Origin of the sequence: Trichococcus patagoniensis, from assembly GCF_003051085.1 — a bacterium.
Classification (GTDB): Bacteria; Bacillota; Bacilli; order Lactobacillales; family Aerococcaceae; genus Trichococcus; species Trichococcus patagoniensis.
Genome location: NZ_QAOM01000011.1, coordinates 39,810 through 59,289 on the forward strand (window position 1 = coordinate 39,810; position 19,480 = coordinate 59,289).

The following is a 19,480-nucleotide window of genomic DNA, read 5'->3' on the forward strand; positions in this document are numbered from 1 at the left end:
ATTCACTTCCGCATCGCATTGGAATTGTCGAATACGCAAGCGACATTCGACAATCTCGGGCCCGCAGTCAAAAGAAGGGGCTATGTCATAAGTAGAGGGCCTCTTCTTTGCGTACGCTGACCGGAGCAGCGCGACGTCACCGCAACGTCAGCTCCGGCCAGGCGCTTGTTGGCCGGAGAACACCGGCAACAATCAGCCGCAACTCCGATGAAGACACCTTCAACGGAGAACGCAAACGGAATGCGTCCTTACCTCCGGCGAGGCCTCCGTTCACCGGAGGACAGTATTCAATTGCCGGTTTTTACAGTTGTCAAGTCGCTTAAATTAATGACATTGCGCTAAGACGGTCCTCCTTTTTTTCAACTTTCAGTTATGTACTAAGCCAATCAAAAGCCATGGTGCCTAGAAGTCTTCCTGCGTCAACTGGTCCAAAAGCTTCAACAAGTCTCTTAGTTGTTCCACCACGTATGTTGCTAGTATTCCCGAATCACTTGTCGTGTGGTTCCGGAAATTCACCCAAATCGTTTTCCATCCCGCCGCGGTTGCCCCAATTACGTCATTATCGAAATTGTCCCCAATGTAATATACGTCGTTTTTCGAGAAATCCATTCTAATTTCCATCGCTTCGAAAATTTCTTTGCTGGGTTTGGAGACACCGGCGGTTTCCGATACCAGCATATTTTCGGGAGTGATCCATTTTCCGAGGCCTAGTTGCTTGATTTTTCTCATTTGGTTGTCATTGGCACCGTTCGTGATGATCCCGAGTTTAGCACTCCTCTGGAGAAGCAATTCAAAGATTTGAGGGAATTCATCAATCAGCCGGATCTCATTTTGAAATGTTTCGTAGTCCAGTTGGAACTGCAATGCTTCTTCATCGGTTATCCGAATCCCCAGCTCCTCGAAAGCCTTCGAGATGCGGTAGATGTGCATTTTTCTCAGCTTCTTGATTTCGTATCCAGTTGATGCAAAGGCTTCATCACTGTATTTTCTGCTCAGTTTATATAATTCTTCTATATTTACCTCATCCTTGAAACGGACAAAATGCTTCTCAAAGGCTCTGTTGAAAGGTTCCAATTGATCGTATAATGTATCATCAACATCAAAAATAAAGGTTTTCGCCATCATCATTTTCCTCCTAAATACCTGACTGATTCTTCTTAACAGTAGTACAAAAAGGGACAAAACTCCACAGAGTCTTATCCCCTTATCCTTTTTATAACGCGTTAAAGACAGAAACGACTCTTTCTACCGTAAACCCATATTCGCGGATGACCGTGTCTCCAGGTGCGCTGGCTCCGAAGGTGTCGATTGAAATGCTGGCGCCATGATCCCCAACGTAGCGCTCCCAACCGAAGCTGGCGCCCATTTCAACCGAAACGCGCTTCTTCACGTCTTTCGGTAACACGGATTCTTTGTATTCCGCTGATTGACGATTGAACAGATCGAAGCTTGGCAGGGAAACAACAGAAACGTCCTTCCCTTGTTCCCTCAGGACGCTTTGCGCTTGGATTGCCAGGTTCACTTCAGAACCAGTTGCGATCAGGATGCCGTCGGGTTTATCGCCCTGTTGTTTGGATAGGACGTAACCGCCTTTCGCCACACCGTCCTCAGCCAGTTCCTTTGTCTTAGGCATGACAGGCAAGTTTTGTCGGCTCAGCACCAAGACGGTAGGCGTCTCCTTGGACTGCATCGCGATTTTCCAGGCGGCGACCGTCTCATTGCCATCGGCTGGCCTGATGACATGAACGTTCGGCATGCAACGCAGACTTGCCAGTTGTTCGATCGGTTCATGTGTGGGACCATCTTCGCCGACCGCCACTGAATCATGCGTCAAAACGTAGGTTACCGGCACTTTTTGGATGGCACTCAGACGTACGGCCGCTTTCAGATAGTCGAGGAATACGAAGAATGTTCCTCCGTAAACTTTTGTTCCACCGTGCAATTGGATGCCGTTCATAGCGGAGGCCATAGCGAATTCGCGCACACCGAACCAAATGTTGCGTCCTGCGAAATGCGCCGGTTCAAAATCCGCTTCATTGGCGACCATTGTGTTGTTTGATGAGGACAAATCCGCAGATCCGCCCCATAAAAACGGCACTGTTTTTGCCAACGCCTGGATGGTTTCTTTGCTGGTGACCCTGCTCGCTGAGTTCACGCCTACCTCATAAGTCGGCAGATTCTTAGCCCAGTTCTCCGGAAGATCCCCTGAGTGGGCCACAGCATATTGCTCGGCCAATTCAGGATAAGCTGCTTGATAGCCAGCAAACAATTCTTCCCATTCTTTTTGAGTCGCTTCCCCTCTGACAATGATTTCATTCCGGAAATGCTCATATACTTCTTCGGATACATCAAATTTCTTGTCCTTATCAAACGCATAAAAGGCTTTGACATTTTCGGCGTCCATTTTCCCTAATGGCGATCCATGTACTTTGGAAGTTCCTTGGCTGACGGAACCATAACCGATGACGGTTTTGACTTCAATCAAAGTCGGCTTGTCCTTTTCGGATTTGGCAGTCTCGATAGCCGCGTGGATTGCATCCAAATCATTGCCATCTTCAACCAGGATATGTTGCCAGTCATAAGCCTCAAACCTTTTGCCTACGTTTTCAGTAAAGGATTTATCCGTCGGCCCGTCCAGCGAGATATCATTCGAATCGTACAATACGATCAACTTGCCTAGTTTTAGGTGCCCTGCTAACGAGCACGCCTCGTGGGAGATGCCTTCCATCAAATCACCATCGCCGCACAAGCCGTACGTGTAATGGTCTACAACCGGGAAATTCTCTTTATTGTAAGTTGCTGCCAGATGCGCCTCAGCCATCGCCATACCGACAGCCATCGCGATTCTTTGGCCCAATGGTCCGGTAGTCGCCTCTACACCATCCGTATGATGGACTTCCGGATGTCCGGGCGTCTTGGAACCCCATTTGACAGACAACCAGTATTCTTCGGTTCATCTTTGCTCTTTCGATGGCTGCTTGAAAGTAAATCGTCAGAAAAGCGATTTCGTCTTCATTGAAGGAAATTCCAAGTTCCTTTTCGTATTCACTCAGCACCACCCAAATCACATTGAAGGTAAGGGAAAATTCCGTTTTGATTCGGGAAGTAAACGGGTTTTCGATTTTATTCTTCGCCCGCAACCGATAAATCATCGGTGGAATGTGATTCCTCAGTTGATTCCCCAGCTTTTCATCTCCGGAAAAATTGATGTTCAACGATTCCGAAACACGGGCCAATAGGCTGTCGACTAGCGAAACGTCAATTTTCTGCTCTGGTAGTGATTCGAACCGATTCAAAATCAAATGATGGGAAAGATATTTCACATCCCCAGGCGTATACGATAAGTCCAGCCTGAGCGCCGCTTTATTCAACAATTCATTTGCACTTTCTTCAAAAAATGAATCCTCTACCGGATGATTTGCTGCAGCAGTAACGCTGATATGATGGCCCATTTTTATCCGATATATCAAGATGACAAATATATTCAATACGTTTTGAACATAATAATCTGAAATAGCATTTGCATGGTTTCTTACGTAGTTGTATAAAATGTTGGAGCAGACACTGATTAGTGGTTCCCCATAATACACTTCCAGCAACTTCATCTTTTTCGTTATTTCATCTTCGATATAATAATCAGAGTTGCTCAAGACATAGCGATTGAATTGAAGAAATGCCTTTTGGATATCCTCTTCCGCTCCGATTAGCCTTGTTCCCTGAATATCTCCCTGAAGTTTGCTGTCGTTTCCTTCACTCAGAACCTTCATTACAAACATCAAGTCATTTTTAATTGAGGTTTTACTGACCATGAAGTGATTAGAAAGGCTGCTGAAGCTTACCTTCTCCTCAAAAAGCAAGTACTTCATGATTTCAATTCTTCTGGAAACGGTCGAGTACACATCCGCACCCTCATCCATTTCCGCTGGGTCCATTTCTTCACTCGCCTTTCGTAAGGCGATTCCGACTCCCCTCCTCTTTTCGATGTATTCTCCTGAACTTTTTACATAGTCCTCGATTAGCTTAATTTCGGAATGTATCGTCCTTTTTGAAACACCTAATTTCTTTGAAAAAAAATCCACCGTCTGAAAATCATCTTGGTGGATCAGAAGATCCAATAATTTTTTTTGCCGCTTTGTAAGCATTCTGATAAGCACTTCCTTAACTCGAGTTTTCATTTGTTAGCGTTATCAAACTACACTTATGATTATAGATTCCATTACAGCAACTGAATATGACAAGTTCCTGCAACAATGATAGCGCTTCATTTTTTGAGATGTTGCAAACTTCGTACCTTAATCTATCGTTTGTATCTTATAATCTTAGATAGTACAGCATGCACAAAGACCAATAAGGCCTTGATTATATCACCTTCAAGATATAGAAATCATCATTTGGAAGTGTCTATATTTTTTCAGATAGCTAATAATCGCTCTATAAATTCTATCTTTTTGCAAAAAAAAGCCTTGAAAATGCTGCCGAAGCAAGACACTCTCAAGGTTTCTGTTTTATAAATGACTATTATGCCGTTCAATCGTACTTCATCAATATTTCTGTGTATTTCACTTGCGCATCAGTATCTTCTGAAACAAGGAAAACATAAGGGCTGTCTCCGCCAACCTTAGTTCCATCATCAGCGTAGAGTCCGTAGCCTCCACTGAAGCTGAATAAATCTGGATTCATTCCGCCTAACTCATACACAATACCGTCATCACCCAACAAATATTGAGTAATGGGCATATTTAAATCCGCGAGACGATGAAAGCCGACAGCGATTGCTTCTGAGTTGGGGCGTTCATCATACCCATAAAACGGCTCTTTGGACGTATAAAAAACAACTCCGCCAATCAAATGGATAGGAAAATGATCATATCCGGGTATTCCCTGCCCTATATTTTGAATCTGTATCTCCCCATTCACTGTATTCGCATACCAATCACCATGTCCCAATAGATAATTCGAAACAGCCATACTTCCAATTTCGGCCCGGTAGGATGCCCAATCCAGAAACTCTTGGGAAATCACTTGTTTTTCGCTTTCTGTATATATTTTTGGAGCCATAATCAATTGGCTGCTTTCCGCTTCAGAATATATGGTACTGTCAGTCTGTTTGCTTTCTTTGGGTATTTCCTCACTGAGGACAGATGAAATAGTCTCACTAGTTTGAGCCGGAGCTTGATTTTTTTCTTGAGAGCATCCCATTAAACCTAAAGAGAGCAATAATACCCGCGCCACTTTCTTGTTCATGGTTTAGTTCCTTTCTAGACAATTTTGAACATGCGGTAATTGCCAAACGCCTACATTGTTCTGATAATAATTCTATTTTACCGCAAACACTCTCTATCCGATACACGCAGCAATGCAGGCGTAGATTACCTTCGCCTTGATCATCAATCCTGTTTCCAACATAAAAAAATAAAGCCTGAAGGATTTCTGTCAACACAGAGTTCCTTCAGCCTTCATTCTCGCACTCCCTGATTACGCGGGCCGCTCGTTTCACAAGTTCTTCCTCGATCAGCTATTCAGCCCGACCGATGTTCCCGATACATCCACCAATCATTTTTGTTGGATCGTTGATAACATTGATTTTAACTCAGGCCAACTGCTGAATCACATAAACATTTGTACCAAATCTTCCGTTTGCGGTGGGGTCTTTTTTAATGGTCAGGTAGCCTTTTTTGATCAGAAGTTTCTTGTGCTTCTGGAATCGTTCCATGCCCATTTTTAGATCTTTGCAGATGTCTTCCACCGTCGGGAAATATGTGTCTCCGGCTCCGATGCATGCGGCAAAGTACGCATAGATTGCTTTTGCCTCGATTGTGAGTTCTCTGTCTGTCATCACCATTCTCGGAACGGTTCCATATCCCATCGCAAATATGTCTATCACTTTCTCCATCATTTTCATCCTGCTTTCTTTTTCGGTCTCGGACCCACGATGCTCCATCTCCGTGATCGGAGCATCGTGGGTCTCTACTTACAAAGACGGTGCTAGAATGGAAAGTGTAACCCCAAAAAGCGTTCAGCCGAAAACTTCGGCGGGAGCTGCTGTCGTTGTGCCCTCGTCAAGCCGGGCACTGGCCTGGCTGATTCGTCTCAGCCCTTCCTGCAGAACGGATCTTGGGCAGGCAAGGTTCAGGCGGATGAAGCCGGCCGAGTTTTGGACAAACATGTCGCCGGCTTCGCGGGCGAAGAACAGCGGCAGGTGTTCCGCTTGCTGCGGAATCAGGACACCTACATGGAGCAAGTGACGATCAGCATCCTGGCTTCCTTTCTGGATGCCGACACCAAATGGAGCTTGTTCTTCGGCTTATCTTCCCACCCCATTATGCCTATCGCGGTAAAAATGCTATTCTCCAGACCCCCATTGAAAGAGGATGCGCGCAGCTGACCGAGAAACTGAAAGTATCCAAGGAAGACATCCATTTGCTGAAGCGCTACAATATGCTGTCGATCACCTGAATTTCTGCAAAAAAAATGCTGCCTTTGTCCTTTCATCTATTCGCCGTCGATACGGGTTTTCTGGGACGTATTTTACATATTTTCCAATTCAATTTTACATATTTTCCATTTCAATTTTACATATTTGTCACTCTGAACTTTACGTTTTTGCATCAGCATTTTCTATCGCCTACTACTGTGACAGAAATTTTCATCTTTTTCGGCAAGGAGACCTCCACCTCTAAGCATGGCGTAGGTAGGGGAGGAATGGCCGTCCGCTTGTTAAGCGGACGCGTTCTCTTTGCCTCCCTCCTTTTCTTCTTAAATTTTGTTCTTTCAGTGCAGCGGCAGTATAATTGCTTTAGTGAAAAGAGGTGACTCCAAATGGCAACGGTCACTGCCAAAATTCAAATCTATGTGTCTGATTCAGATACCGAAAGTCTCATACTGACTTCCAACGCCTACCGCAAAGCTTGCAATTGGCTGAGCGGCAAAGTCTTCGAATCCAAGGAACTCAATCAGCGCAATTTGAATGCCCTGTATTACAAGGAACTGCGCAATGCTTTTGGACTGAAAAGCCAGATGGCGCAATCAGTGATGAAAACGGTCCTTGCACGCTACAAGTCCGCCAAGTCGAACGGTCACAACTGGAGCCAAGTGATTTTCAAATTGCCCGAATACGACCTCGTGTGGAACCGCGACTACTCCCTCAATCAAAATCGATTTTCCGTCAACACGTTGGACGGGAGATTGCGGGTCAAGTTCGAGAAAAAAGCCATGAACCGTTACTTTGATGGCACCTGGAAATTCGGCACCGCCAAACTCGTGCACAAAGCCGGCAAATGGTTCCTGCACATCCCGATGACGAAGGCATTCGCGGAATTGGATCCGGCAGACACCAACAACATTGTCGGCATTGACCTGGGAATCAATTTTCTGGCCACTGCATATGACAGTCAGGGGAAAACCACTTTCTACAGCGGACGTACGATCAAGCACAAACGCGCCCAACAAAAGGCGGTGCGCAAGCAACTGCAACAAAAACAAACCGCTTCTGCCCGCAAAAGAATCAAGGAAACCGGTTCACGAGAAAACCGTTATGTGACTGACATCAATCATCAGATCACCAAGGCACTCGTTGAACAGTACCCTGTTGGTACCTGTTTTGTGCTCGAAGACTTGACCGGTGTCCGAAATGCCACCGAGAAAGTCCGGACAAAAGACCGATACGTATCCGTTTCGTGGGCATTCTACCAGTTCCGGACCCTGCTGACGTACAAAGCCCAATTGAATGGGCAATGCGTGCTTGTGGTGAATCCGAAGTACACTTCCCAGACCTGTCCAAAATGCGGGCACGTCGAAAAGGCAAACCGGAACAAACGCACGCACACGTTCTGTTGCAAAAACTGCCGATATACATCAAACGATGACCGTATCGGCGCGATGAACCTGCACCGAAAAGGCGTTGAAGCCATCAGTGCCGGTGCCGCTCCGGCATGACCGTTGCGGCAAGGGCGAAGTCAACCGTCCTGCGGGAGCAATCCCGGATGTTTCCTCAACCTAAGGCAGGAGGCCCGCAAAGGCCGTCCGCACTGCCGGAGAGAGACAAGTGTAGACACTGCCGATGAGGATTGGCAGTGGGGCTTTCAAGCCTGCACAGGCCCCCACTTAACTGGTCCAAAGGACCAGTTAAGTGGGGGTAGTTGACGAAGAGCCTTGACTTAGAGTCCAGTTCAACCTGTATACTGTATTTAAATGCGGAAAAGTTGCCCGGAGGTTCCGGGCGCGGCTTTTTGTAACCGCAAACAAAAACACGGATGAGAATCATCGTCTAAAGGAGAATAAAATGAAAAAACCAAACATGATGTTGCTGGTCTTCAGCTCGATGAGCTTTGTGCTGGCTATGACGGCTTTTGTGTTCAGCGGCATTCTGGATAAGGTCGCCGTTTCGTTGGGCATCTCAGTGGCCGAATCCGGGTTGCTGAACACGATGTACTCTTATGGGGCGGCGTTCGGGGTGCCGATCACTTTGATCCTGTTCCGGAAGGTCGAACGCAGCCGGATGCTGAAGCTGATGTTGTTTGCGACGATTTTGACAACCTTCGCGCTCATCTATGCCCAAAATTTTGTGCAGTTGCTAATCGTGCGCTTGCTGATGGGGATTTCCGCCAACAGCTATGGTGTGTTGGCCATTTCGACGGTCTTGGCGCTCTCTCCCAAGGATAGGCAGGGGCGTTCCCTGGCTTTCTACATCATGGGCAGCTCCTTGGCGCTTGTCATCGGTATTCCGTTGACGCGGGTCTTGTCCGCCGTCCTGGATTGGCGCAGCATTTTTTGGATTTTAAATGGCATGATGATGCTGTCTCTTGCTTATTTCATCAAATTCTTGCCGAAAGCGGATCACGAGGCCACCAAACTGGATCTGAAAAAAGAGCTGCAGTTCTTTAAGGATGGGAAAACGTTGCTGCTGCTTGCCTATACGTTGACCATGTTTATGGGGTACCATGCGTTCTACACCTATGCGACCCCGTACTTGTTGCTGCTGTTCCCTTCCATCGAGCCGCTGATGAGCCTGATATTGGTCGCGCTCGGCCTCGCCAGTTTCGCAGGCAATCTGATCGGCGGCCACGTATCGGATGCTATCGGATACGTCAAGTCAATGATGCTCGGAGCCGTTCTCCAAACGGCCGCGATGCTGCTGATCCTTGTTTTCCAACCGTCGAAAGGGTTAAGCGTGCTCTTCATCATCGTGTGGCTGATGAGCGCCTGGTTCACCGGTCTGCAGCTCAACACCGGCATCGCCCAAGTGACCGACAACAAATCCAGCTTCATGCTCAGCATCAACGGTTCCTTGATCCAATTGGGCGGTGCGTTCGGCGCCAGCCTTGCCGCCGTCGTCATCAACCTCAGCGGCATCCATAGCATCGTCTTCGTCACCCTCTTGACCAGCTTGGCGATTGTGCTGATCCAATTGGTTTCGATGAAGAAATATCCTTGAGTTCGGACTGAAGAATCTCGGACATGCCTGAATCAATAGGCTGCAGAAAAAGGCTGGAAGCTGTTTCTTGCAAAAACAGCGATCTGTTCTGTTCTCCTCCGGTGAACGGAGGCTTCGCCGGAGTTCAGCCTACATTCTGCTTGCGTTCTCCGATGACGCCGGCTTCGTCGGAGTTAAGGCTTATGATTACCGACGAACTCCGGTGAGTGGCTCTTTCGCCGGAGTTGCGGGCGGATTATTTCAGCCGAGCTATCATCCCGGAAAAAACTGAATCAAAAGACTGCCCAAAAAGGCAGGAACTTCCCGCATGCGGGTGCGTTCTTGCCTTTTTTTGGGATTATTTTTCTTCGAGATCCTTTGCGCAGCGGAAGCCGATGTTGCTGGCGGCGGGCCATCTCGTTTTTTTATTCATTTCAAAACATCATTGAAAACTTCCGCCATATTCGGATGGGGAGCGATTGACCTGTCGGAGATTTGACTGGATCTACCCAAATGAAGGAATTTAATCAAATCAATTCGTAATCTATTTTTTTAAAACTATCTTCTACATTTCCTATCCAATCATTTCATCCTGCATTTTGCGTAGGCGATATACGGTTGTTGTTGTATCTAGTTCAACATCATCCTCCGTCAGGAATGTCCCTTCAGGAATATCTCTCTTAGCAATCGTTCTCCCCGTCACAAGACCAATAGGAATGAAGCCTTTGTCCAGAACTTCTTCATGTTTAGCAATAACGCCTCGAACACAATACCCGCCGATGCCGTCAACAGGTTCACCTGCCTTGATTGCTTTTTTCGTTACGGCAACCGTATCTGATACAGGAACACCCATTGGAACAATAGCGTGATCATGTTCAAGAATTGCTTTTGCGATTGTTAAAGGTGTTTCCAGACTTGCTAAATGATAGGGTCTGTAAAGGATATGATGATCACGGTCGCCTTTTTTCATGAGGTAGTTCAATTCTTCCGATACGCCTTCATTTTGCCCTTTCACAATCACAAAAACCCCTGGAGCCAGTCCATCGACATATTCCACTGCTCCGAAGTTATTAAGGACGCCTCCGTTTTCTTTGGTAGTTAATTTTTCCAAGGTCGTATCCAAATCCGCTGAGACCCCATGCATTCCGATGATATCCGGCACAAATCCGATTGCATTGGAAAGCAAGTTCATTTCGGCCATTGTTTTGGTTCCATCTTGGAAAGCGGCCAACATATGCGGATTCATATTTTTGGATTCCGCTTCTTCTTTAGCCGTATCCGGGTTAGCGGTCACTTTCAGTTTATTATTCTTTCCTTTACCGGCAACCAACACTTCCATACCCATTGTTTTAGCGAACTCATACAGTTCTACAACCGCTGCAGGTTCATCACCATCCGATCCAGTATAAATCAGTCCTGCTGCATCATACATTTGTTTCATCAAAGATCCGATCGTGATATCGATTTCCACGTTGATCAGCACCAAATGTTTCTTTGCAAGCAGTGTTTCCATCGCAACTTTGGCTCCCACTTCAGTCACACCTGTAGCTTCGACTACAACCTCCACATTTTCATCATGAATGATATCTTTGAAGTCCGTGCTAGTATGAACCTCATTTCCATAAGTATCCGTTTTTCTATATTCATCCGCAGCCTTGTTTGCAGTGTCCAGATTGATGTCACTGATGCCTGCAACGATCATTCCAGGAATGGTAGAAATCTGGGCAATCATGCCTCTTCCCATTTGTCCTGCACCGATAACACCTACTTTAATAGGGTTTTGATCCTTTTCTCTGTCCAGCAATTTACTGTACAAGGTCATTCCAATTCCTCCTAATGGTGTTTATATTTTTTAGTACATACCAATACTGAGTGCCCATGCGATGACAACGGATAAAGCTCCTGTCACAACACGACTGTAAAGAATTGCCGGCACACCGATTTGAACAGTCTCGGCTTTCGCCTCACCCAAGGACAACCCAACCGGAATAAAGTCACAACCGGCTTGTGCATTGATTGCGAAGAGTGCAGGTAATGCATACGTTACGGGGATCGTTCCCATAGCTATCTGGGAGCCTATCAGAACACCAACTACTTGAGCGATTACAGCTCCTGGCCCCAGAATAGGCGACAGGAACGGCAGACTGGCGATGAAGGCGATGATGATGAAGCCAAAAATCGAATCTGACAGTGGCACCAATAAGTTCGCGATCATATCCCCAATCCCTGTATAGTTGATCATTCCTATTAACATACTTATGAAGGCCATAAAAGGGATGATGTTTTTCAGTATCATATCTACCGTATCGCGTCCAGCTTGATAAAATACGCCCATGACTTTACCAATACCTCGAGAAAAGCGGACTAACAAGCTATCATTTTGGGTAAGTGACTTGTTTTCTGCCTTTGCTTTTTTGTACTTTTCATCAAAAGTTTCCTCATCCCTTGATGCAGCTTTTTCTTCTTGTGAAGCAGTAGTTAGCGTTGCGTGCTTTATTTCTTGATTCTCGTCAAGCACACTGATATCTTTCGGTCTTACTCCAGAAACAAAGTTTTCCTCGTTGATGAATTTTGATAGGGGCCCTGAAGGTGAGGATGGCAGGACATCGATAGTTAGGATATTTTTCATCGGGTAAACACCTATTCGAGCAGTTCCGCCACAATCGATTACCGCGGCAGCAATTTCCTCTTCCGGAACGGAATTTTTGAAGCCATCCACTGCTTCTGCACCGCTAAGCTGAGCTATTTCTCTTGCGACCGGATGGATTCCACCCCCGGTAACCGAGATGATTTTATTCTTCCGTTCTGTGGGAGTAATGATTAAACCGCTCCCCCAACCACCTTGTCCTTTTCCGACAAAGACGCTTCTATATTTTTCTGACATAGTATCTCTCCTATCTCATCGTCCGCTTATTTAGCTGCATTATTGAAATAACCTTTTCACAGTACTACACCACTACGCTTAGCCAAGAATTTGGTGATCCGTTCTGTCACAACCCCACGCAGTAAAATCACAATAATACCCGTCAGGAAGTAACGGACTGCAAGACTGCCTTGGTTATATCCTGCCTCCATCACCCCATTCGCAATGCCGAGATAAACAAATAATTCCCCAGCGTTTGCATAAGGCAATAAGCCTGTCACCGGATGAACAAAACTGACAGCCGCATCGTAGAAGGCTGGTTTTTGCTCTTCTTTTAAGAATTTTCCGAAAGTATATGCCATCGGGTTCGTCAACAATAACACCGAAAGGATCGGCATAACTGTATATCTCAACAAAGTGTACTTTGCACTTTTTCGTATCGCACTATCGACTCTGTCTTGTCCGATTAAAGCTATGACTGAGTTCGTGAATGTCAAAAGCACTACCAGTAAAGGGATAATCCCCGTCATAAATCCCATAAAGGTTTCTGCACCCGCTTCAAACAATCCTATAAAATTCGTTCCGAACCATTCTATTGCCTGCATGTCTATCTCTCCATTCTTTTAACAGCGCTTACATTTCTGGTTTAAAAAAAGCGCCGCATTTCTGTTCTCTTACAAAGCCGGTACAATAGATAGAACGAGAGCCAGGAACACCAGCTACACCAATATTTGTATTCCTGCTCGTCCTTCCGTATTGAAGCATGATTTTTTATCCCATCACGATAATGCTGCACTTGCGTTCTCTTGCTCGGGTTCTGTCAAAATCCGCAAAATAGACATAGCCCGTACTGCCCACAGCCAATTTATTATTATCGACTTCAAAAACTGTACTTGACCCAATCAAAGTAGCTTTTAGATGAGCATCCCCATTCCACAGGGCCGTCCTGTCCCCATTCGGCAAATATTCATCCGCATTCGGCCAAGATTCTACGGCCTCATAGTGTTTTTCTCCCGGATACACGTATGTTTCAGCGCTTACGTGATCAGGAATGATTTTCTCTAGAACCGTATTGAGATCCTCTTGTAAAAACTCATCTCCCGCTGCATTGATATCGTGCGCATACTCTTCGAAGAAAACGGAGCAGGTTGTATGAGGAGTCACAACTACACAGATACCATTTTCAATCTGACTCTCTGCAATAGCCTTTTTTACGTCCTCCGTAATATCCGCATAGGATACTTTTCCTTCCTCAGAAAGGACTTTTACATGCTTTTTATAGACTGTCATCTTTCTCTCTCCTTTAAGCTTTTTTTGGCTTTAACTGCAGCTTTCACCATGTCAATCAACATTTGCTCCGGATTTTCAGCTTTTACAATTCCGCTGGTGCAGCCGGTACCATCCGCTCCTAAAACGATTGTTCGGTACACGTCACCTGCTGTACTGATACCCGCAGCTTGCATAACCAAAATTTGATCATTGATAGCCTTTATGGCTTCATTCGTTTCCCTGATATAACTTTCATCACTGGTTTCTCCCGTGCCTATCAATTCTGTCGGTTCACACAAAATAATCTCCGGATTCATCTGGGCAATTGCTTTGGCTTCCAGGATGGAATCGGCACAGACGATAGAAATCAAGCCCAGCTCTTTGGTCCTTTTAATAGCCTGCGACAGTTCCGCAAGTGTCATCGGACGTTCCGCATGATTCAAGAAAGTAGCTCTCGCTCCTGCATTGCTTATCGATTCTGGGAGAACATGTCCCATGCCTCTACAGGGGACAATACCGTCTATATGCTGGGCAGTAACAATCACTTGGCCAGTAGCTTCAGCTATCGCCTGCAGATCCGCAAAAGGCCCCGTGACAAAAACAGAGATATCATATTTTTTTGCAAGTTCATCTGCTGTGGTTGCCAATTTCAGTAGCTCATTACCATATAAATATGATTTGGGGTTAAAGATAAAAAATGGCGTTTTAATGTTCTGAGTATCCATAAGTGCTTCTCCTTCTGACTGTCATTTATTTTTTGTTTGGAAAACGTCATAATAATGATTCAACACTTCGGTCATCCCTTTATTGGCTGCACTCTTTAAATCTATGTAATTATCTGGTTTTTCTTTGTTGATCTCTGCCATTGCACCGTTCAAAAAATCCGTGTAGATATTGATCTTTGAAATTCCGCTTGTTGCGCATCTCGTGAGATTTTCATCTCCCGTTGAGGATCCGCCATGGAGAACTAGTGGAATATCCACAATGTCATTTATTTCTTGCAGCCTTTCAAAATTCAATTTCGGCGTTCCTTTATAGACACCATGTGCGGTTCCGATTGATATCGCCAATGAGTCAACATTGGTCTGGTCCACAAAAGCCACTACTTTATCCACTTCCGTGTAGATCGATGAGGTGATTTCACTGGATTCTGATGTATCATTAGCACCCACATGGCCTAGTTCAGCTTCCACAGTGACATTATGTTTATGAGCGAATGCCACAACTTCCTGCGTAATTTTTATGTTCTCCTCAAACGGTTTTTGCGATGCATCTATCATGACCGATGTAAAGCCCAGTTCAATCGCACGGAAAATGAATTCTTTATCTTCTCCATGATCCAAGTGCAACACAATCGGAACAGTAGCTTTTTCGGCGAGAAACTTACCGATTAATGCTGCTTCCTCCAAAGATAAAATGTCCTTATGTGATTGGGCAAACGGCAAAATTAAAGGCAGGTTCCTTTTTTCGGCAACCGCTACATACGTTCTGGCTGAATCTAAATCGATAAAATTTGTAGCTGGAATGGCATAGCTATTTTTTTTGGCATGTAACATGAGCTCTTTGGAATTTACTAACAAGGTAATCCCTCCATTTGAGTAGTATTGTTTCAGCAATCTATATACCGTATAATAGGTTATGGTATCAACGTTGTAAACACTTCCGTTTACATTTTTCAGGCGGTTTTACATTTGTAAAAAGAGTGCAAAGCGAGTCCCCCTAATTCGCAGAAGGAGTTTTTCAATTGTTAAAAAGAGATGACTTGATGATTAAAGTAGCAACTTTGTATTATGAAGCAGATTTTACCCAAAGTGAGATTGCAAAAAGATTGAAGATCTCTCGTCCGACCGTTTCCACCCTATTGAAGGAAGCAAAAGAAAAGGGAATTGTGCGCATAACAATTCAACATTCAAAAATGAATGCCAATAAACAGCAAGAAGCTATTGCCGCTTTGTATAACCTTCAAAGTGTCACTATAGCTCCACAAGGTTACGGGACACTTACAAATAAAAATATGGTAGGCAGTCTCTGTGCTGATTTTGTGGAAAAAAAAGCGCTCGATATCGAATCCATCGGCATTGGTTGGGGGACCACCATTTTTGAATTTGTTCAAGCAGCATCATACGCAGACTTTAATCATTTGGATATCGTTCCCTTAATCGGGGGATTTGGAATCAATAATGTCCAATACCACTCGAATCATTTAGCTTTCCAACTGGCTAATAAATACAATTGTTCCGTCAATTATTTTTATGCCCCAGCAATAGCAGAAAGCATTGAAGTAAAGAATATTCTGGAATCAACTGAGCTGATTAAGCAAATATACCAAAAAGGAAAAAGCGTCGATTTGACCATCGTAGGTATAGGCAACCCCATTGAATCCTCCACTTACAGACAGTTCGGATATATATCCGAACAAGAAAAGAATATTATAAAAAATGCTGCTGTAGTGGGAGATGCTTTGGCTACTTTCTTCGATGAAGAAGGAAATTCCGTAGCAACTACCGTTTCCGAAAGAATGCTCGGAATCACTCTGGAAGATTTGGAAATGGCCAAGGAGACACTGATTCTTGCTTCCGGCATAGAGAAAGCACCCTCTATAAAAGCTTTATTAAAGAAAGGTTTTATTGATCATCTAATAGTAGATAAAGAAATTGCAGACTATATAATGTCTGCTGAATAATTTACAAAAAGCGGCAAACAAATTCGCAAAGCCTTCGGCAAGCTGCTGAAGCTAATGAGAAAAGGTTCCAATCACCGAATCATGGTGATTGAAACCTTTTTTTGAATCCCAAGATGCGAATGCTTCTAGGAAGGGAGGCTTGGGTGTGATCCTAAAACATATGAATAATCCAGGACTATCTTCTATAATCTCATACAACTTTCTCAGACTGCAGTACCGCACGCATCCTTCAGTCGGCTGATGGCTGCTGCTGGATTTTCATCGTCATAAATATAGGAACCGGCTACGAATACATCAGCACCCGCTTCAAGGCACTTGATGAGCGTCTTATGGGTAATGCCGCCATCGACTTCGATTTCGTAATGATAGCCATGCTTTTCGCGCAAGGTAGCCAGCTCTTGGATTTTGTCCAACGTGCTTTCGATGAAGCCTTGGCCCCCGAAGCCCGGGTTGACGGTCATGACGAGCACCATATCGACATCGCCCAAAACGGGTTTGATGACGTCTACGCTTGTGCCCGGATTGATGACGACGCCGGCTGCAATGTTTTCATTTTTGATCATCTGGATCGCGCCATGGATGTGGGCAGTAGCTTCCGCGTGGATCGTGATGATGTCCGCGCCGGCCCTAGCGAAAGCCGGGATCAAATTTTCAGGTGTGTTGACCATCAAATGACAATCCAACGGTAATTTTGTGTGCGGACGGATTGCCTGCACAACATTTGGGCCCAACGTCAAATTGGCGACGAATTGGCCGTCCATGGCATCGATGTGGATATAATCAGCACCAGCTTGTTCGACCAACTTGACATCCCGCTCTAAATTCGCGAAATCAGCACTTAATATGGATGGAGCAATTTTCATTTTCACACACACCTTATCTCTTATTTTTTTTTATGTACATCGGTTTGCGTCCGACAATTTCCTCATGGAACTGTAGATAGTGTTCAGATTTGAATGTGGGCTTAGACAAAAGAAGTAACAAAGCTATTTAATTTGCTTTGTTACTTCTTTTGTTACCCACTCACGAGACTTGATTAACTCATAATGATTTATATGTATTTACAACATTCTCTACCGTAAAACCAAACTCTTCCATAATTTGATTTCCCGGTGCCGATGCTCCAAAATGGTTGATCGTAATTGTTTTCCCTTTAGCTCCTGCGTAATGCTCCCAACCAAATGGGGATGCCATCTCGATTGCAACTCTCTTTTCTACTGCCGCTGGGAGCACAGATTCCTTATACTCATCGGATTGCGACTCGAACAAGTCAAAACTTGGAAGTGAAACAACCGATAGGTCAAACCCTTCTGCCGCCAGTGCTTGCTGTGCTTCGACAGCTAAAGCAACTTCGGAACCAGTTGCAATCAAAATCCCGTCAGGTTTTTCCCCTTTTTGAGCTGAAACGACATAACCGCCTTTGGCAACTTTCTCATCTGTTTCGTCTACTGTGCCAGCAAGTACAGGCAAGTTTTGTCGGCTTAACACCAAAACAGTCGGTTTGTTTTTGGTAGTCATCGCAAGCTTCCAAGCAGCACGGGTTTCATTGCCATCAGCCGGCCGGATTACTTGCACATTCGGCATGCTCCGGATACTAGCCAGTTGCTCAATCGGCTCATGCGTCGGGCCGTCTTCACCTACCGCCACCGAATCATGGGTCAGAACATAAGTGACAGGAATATTTTGAATGGCAGACAGTCGTAAAGCCGGACGCAAGTAATCAACAAATACGAAGAATGTTCCACCATAGATACGTGTCCCACCGTGTAATTGAATGCCATTCATTGCCGCAGCCATCGCAAATTCCCGCACTCCGAACCAAATATTGCGTCCTTCATACTGACCTGGTTCAAAATCCTTCTCGACACTCACCATCGTATTATTTGAGGCTGAAAGGTCCGCAGATCCACCCCAGAAAGTTGGGATAGCCTTGGATAAAGCTTGAATGATTTCTTTACTGGAAACGCGACTCGCTTGACTGGACCCAACTTCATAGCTAGGTAATTCTGAGTCCCAATTTGCTGGAAGTTCACCAGCAAATGCTTGTTTGAATTGTTTAGCTAGTTCAGGATAATTCATTTCATATTCTTCAAATTTATAGTTCCAAAATGCTTCTGCCTTTTCTCCACTATCTATGATTGTTTCCTTAAATCGTTTCGAAACTTCTTCTGGAACAGCAAAGTCTGGATATTCCCAACAATAAGTATCTTTAGCGCATTTGACACCATCCGCGCCGATTGGAGCACCATGGACAGACGAAGTACCTGCTTTCGGTGCACCATAACCGATAACTGTTTTAACTTCAATTAAGGTTGGCTTTTCTGTATCCATTTTTGCTTCTTCTATGGCTTTAGAAATAGCTTCCAGATCATTCCCATCTTTCACTAAAATATGCTGCCAACCATACGCCTCAAAACGAGCACCAACATTCTCAGTAAATGCTTTTGAAGTCGGACCATCAAGCGAAATGTCATTTGAATCATATAACACAACCAATTTGCCAAGCTTCATATGGCCTGCCATCGAACATGCTTCTTGAGAAACACCCTCCATCAAGTCACCATCGCCACACAAGGCATAGGTAAAATGATCCATTACTTTGAAATTATCACGATTATACACTGCCCCTAAATGCTCTTCTGCCATTGCCATGCCGACTGCCATCGCAATCCCTTGTCCCAACGGTCCTGTAGTTGCTTCTACACCATCCGTATGTCCGACCTCTGGATGTCCTGGCGTTTTGCTGCCCCACTGGCGAAAATTCTTTAAGTCATCGATTGTCACGTTGTATCCAGCTAAATGAAGTAAACTATATAATAACGCAGATCCATGCCCCGCAGATAAAACGAACCTATCTCGATTAGCCCATTTTGTTGAAGTTTTTGGGTTAATTTTCAAGTGTTTCGTCCAAAGTGCATAAGCCATTGGAGCGGCTCCCATCGGCAACCCCGGGTGCCCCGAATTGGCTTTTTGAATAGCATCAATACTCAACGTCCGTACTGTGTTTACGCTTAGTTCGTCAATCTTATCAAACATAATGAATTCCTCCTAAATTTGTTGTGGCAGCTGACTTTTCGACATAGTCTTATTCAGTATTGAACAAACGCGATGATTATATTTTTCCTGTTTATTCAAAATAAAGAGCAAAACCTTCCTAGCATTCTTGAGTGTAAGCTGTCTTTGAATCACTTATGGATATGCTCATGGATTTAATGAGCGTATCCTTACTGACAAAAACCATACCCCTCAGGTT

At 44.9% G+C, this 19,480-nt stretch carries 16 protein-coding genes and 1 pseudogene; 4 read left to right on the forward strand and 13 right to left on the reverse strand.

Going from position 1 to position 19,480, the window contains the following annotated elements:
* Window positions 1-402: 402 nt before the first annotated feature.
* From C8U37_RS08715 to C8U37_RS08735, 5 genes and pseudogenes are all read right to left on the reverse strand, one after another.
* Window positions 403-1,128, reverse strand: a complete 726-nt coding sequence (locus C8U37_RS08715) for an HAD family hydrolase (protein ID WP_108032858.1) — start codon at window positions 1,126-1,128, stop codon at window positions 403-405.
* Between the two features lie 85 nt (window positions 1,129-1,213).
* Window positions 1,214-2,938: a transketolase gene (tkt, locus tag C8U37_RS08720; protein ID WP_108032859.1), complete on the reverse strand. Its 1,725-nt coding sequence runs from the start codon at window positions 2,936-2,938 to the stop codon at window positions 1,214-1,216.
* A 46-nt stretch (window positions 2,939-2,984) separates the two neighbouring features.
* Window positions 2,985-4,175: pseudogene (locus tag C8U37_RS08725) on the reverse strand (BglG family transcription antiterminator); the annotation flags it as partial.
* 352 nt (window positions 4,176-4,527) lie between these two features.
* Window positions 4,528-5,244: a hypothetical protein gene (locus C8U37_RS08730; RefSeq protein ID WP_108032860.1), complete on the reverse strand. Its 717-nt coding sequence runs from the start codon at window positions 5,242-5,244 to the stop codon at window positions 4,528-4,530.
* Window positions 5,245-5,590: 346 nt separating this feature from the next.
* Window positions 5,591-5,896, reverse strand: coding sequence for a helix-turn-helix domain-containing protein (locus C8U37_RS08735; RefSeq protein ID WP_211306156.1), 306 nt, complete (start codon window positions 5,894-5,896; stop codon window positions 5,591-5,593).
* Between the two features lie 258 nt (window positions 5,897-6,154).
* Between C8U37_RS08735 and C8U37_RS14460 the strand changes: the two genes are divergently transcribed.
* From C8U37_RS14460 to C8U37_RS08755, 3 genes are all read left to right on the forward strand, one after another.
* Window positions 6,155-6,385, forward strand: coding sequence for a hypothetical protein (locus tag C8U37_RS14460; RefSeq protein ID WP_170100232.1), 231 nt, complete (start codon window positions 6,155-6,157; stop codon window positions 6,383-6,385).
* A gap of 434 nt (window positions 6,386-6,819) precedes the next feature.
* Window positions 6,820-7,935, forward strand: a complete 1,116-nt coding sequence (locus C8U37_RS08750; protein WP_108032863.1) for an RNA-guided endonuclease TnpB family protein — start codon at window positions 6,820-6,822, stop codon at window positions 7,933-7,935.
* Window positions 7,936-8,281: 346 nt separating this feature from the next.
* Window positions 8,282-9,433 carry an MFS transporter gene (locus tag C8U37_RS08755; RefSeq protein WP_108032864.1) on the forward strand — a complete coding sequence of 384 codons (1,152 nt, stop codon included), beginning with the start codon at window positions 8,282-8,284 and terminating at the stop codon, window positions 9,431-9,433.
* Window positions 9,434-9,986: 553 nt separating this feature from the next.
* Here C8U37_RS08755 and C8U37_RS08760 read toward each other — a convergent pair.
* From C8U37_RS08760 to C8U37_RS08785, 6 genes are all read right to left on the reverse strand, one after another.
* Window positions 9,987-11,234 (reverse strand): NAD(P)H-dependent oxidoreductase, encoded by a 1,248-nt coding sequence (locus C8U37_RS08760; protein ID WP_108032865.1) that lies wholly within the window; start codon window positions 11,232-11,234, stop codon window positions 9,987-9,989.
* Between the two features lie 30 nt (window positions 11,235-11,264).
* Complete coding sequence (gene srlE, locus C8U37_RS08765) at window positions 11,265-12,296, reverse strand: PTS glucitol/sorbitol transporter subunit IIB (RefSeq protein WP_108032866.1); 1,032 nt, start codon at window positions 12,294-12,296, stop codon at window positions 11,265-11,267.
* 56 nt (window positions 12,297-12,352) lie between these two features.
* The gene (srlA, locus tag C8U37_RS08770) at window positions 12,353-12,880 is read right to left on the reverse strand and encodes a PTS glucitol/sorbitol transporter subunit IIC (protein WP_108032867.1); all 528 of its coding nucleotides are present in this window, start codon (window positions 12,878-12,880) and stop codon (window positions 12,353-12,355) included.
* Window positions 12,881-13,046: 166 nt separating this feature from the next.
* Entirely contained in the window at window positions 13,047-13,565 is a 519-nt protein-coding gene (locus C8U37_RS08775; RefSeq protein WP_108032868.1) for a YjbQ family protein, read from the reverse strand.
* The gene (locus tag C8U37_RS08780; protein ID WP_108032869.1) at window positions 13,562-14,269 is read right to left on the reverse strand and encodes a triose-phosphate isomerase; all 708 of its coding nucleotides are present in this window, start codon (window positions 14,267-14,269) and stop codon (window positions 13,562-13,564) included. Before C8U37_RS08780 ends, C8U37_RS08775 begins: the two co-directional genes overlap by 4 nt.
* 21 nt (window positions 14,270-14,290) lie before the next feature.
* Entirely contained in the window at window positions 14,291-15,124 is an 834-nt protein-coding gene (locus tag C8U37_RS08785) for a class II fructose-bisphosphate aldolase (RefSeq protein WP_108032870.1), read from the reverse strand.
* Between the two features lie 164 nt (window positions 15,125-15,288).
* Between C8U37_RS08785 and C8U37_RS08790 the strand changes: the two genes are divergently transcribed.
* Window positions 15,289-16,227 carry a sugar-binding transcriptional regulator gene (locus C8U37_RS08790; protein ID WP_108032871.1) on the forward strand — a complete coding sequence of 313 codons (939 nt, stop codon included), beginning with the start codon at window positions 15,289-15,291 and terminating at the stop codon, window positions 16,225-16,227.
* Window positions 16,228-16,430: 203 nt separating this feature from the next.
* On the opposite strand, the gene rpe is transcribed toward C8U37_RS08790, so the two are convergent.
* Window positions 16,431-17,090: a ribulose-phosphate 3-epimerase gene (gene rpe, locus C8U37_RS08795; RefSeq protein ID WP_108032872.1), complete on the reverse strand. Its 660-nt coding sequence runs from the start codon at window positions 17,088-17,090 to the stop codon at window positions 16,431-16,433.
* Between the two features lie 178 nt (window positions 17,091-17,268).
* On the reverse strand, window positions 17,269-19,263 hold the full coding sequence (tkt, locus tag C8U37_RS08800) for a transketolase (RefSeq protein ID WP_108032873.1): 1,995 nt from the start codon (window positions 19,261-19,263) through the stop codon (window positions 17,269-17,271).
* Window positions 19,264-19,480: the final 217 nt, after the last annotated feature.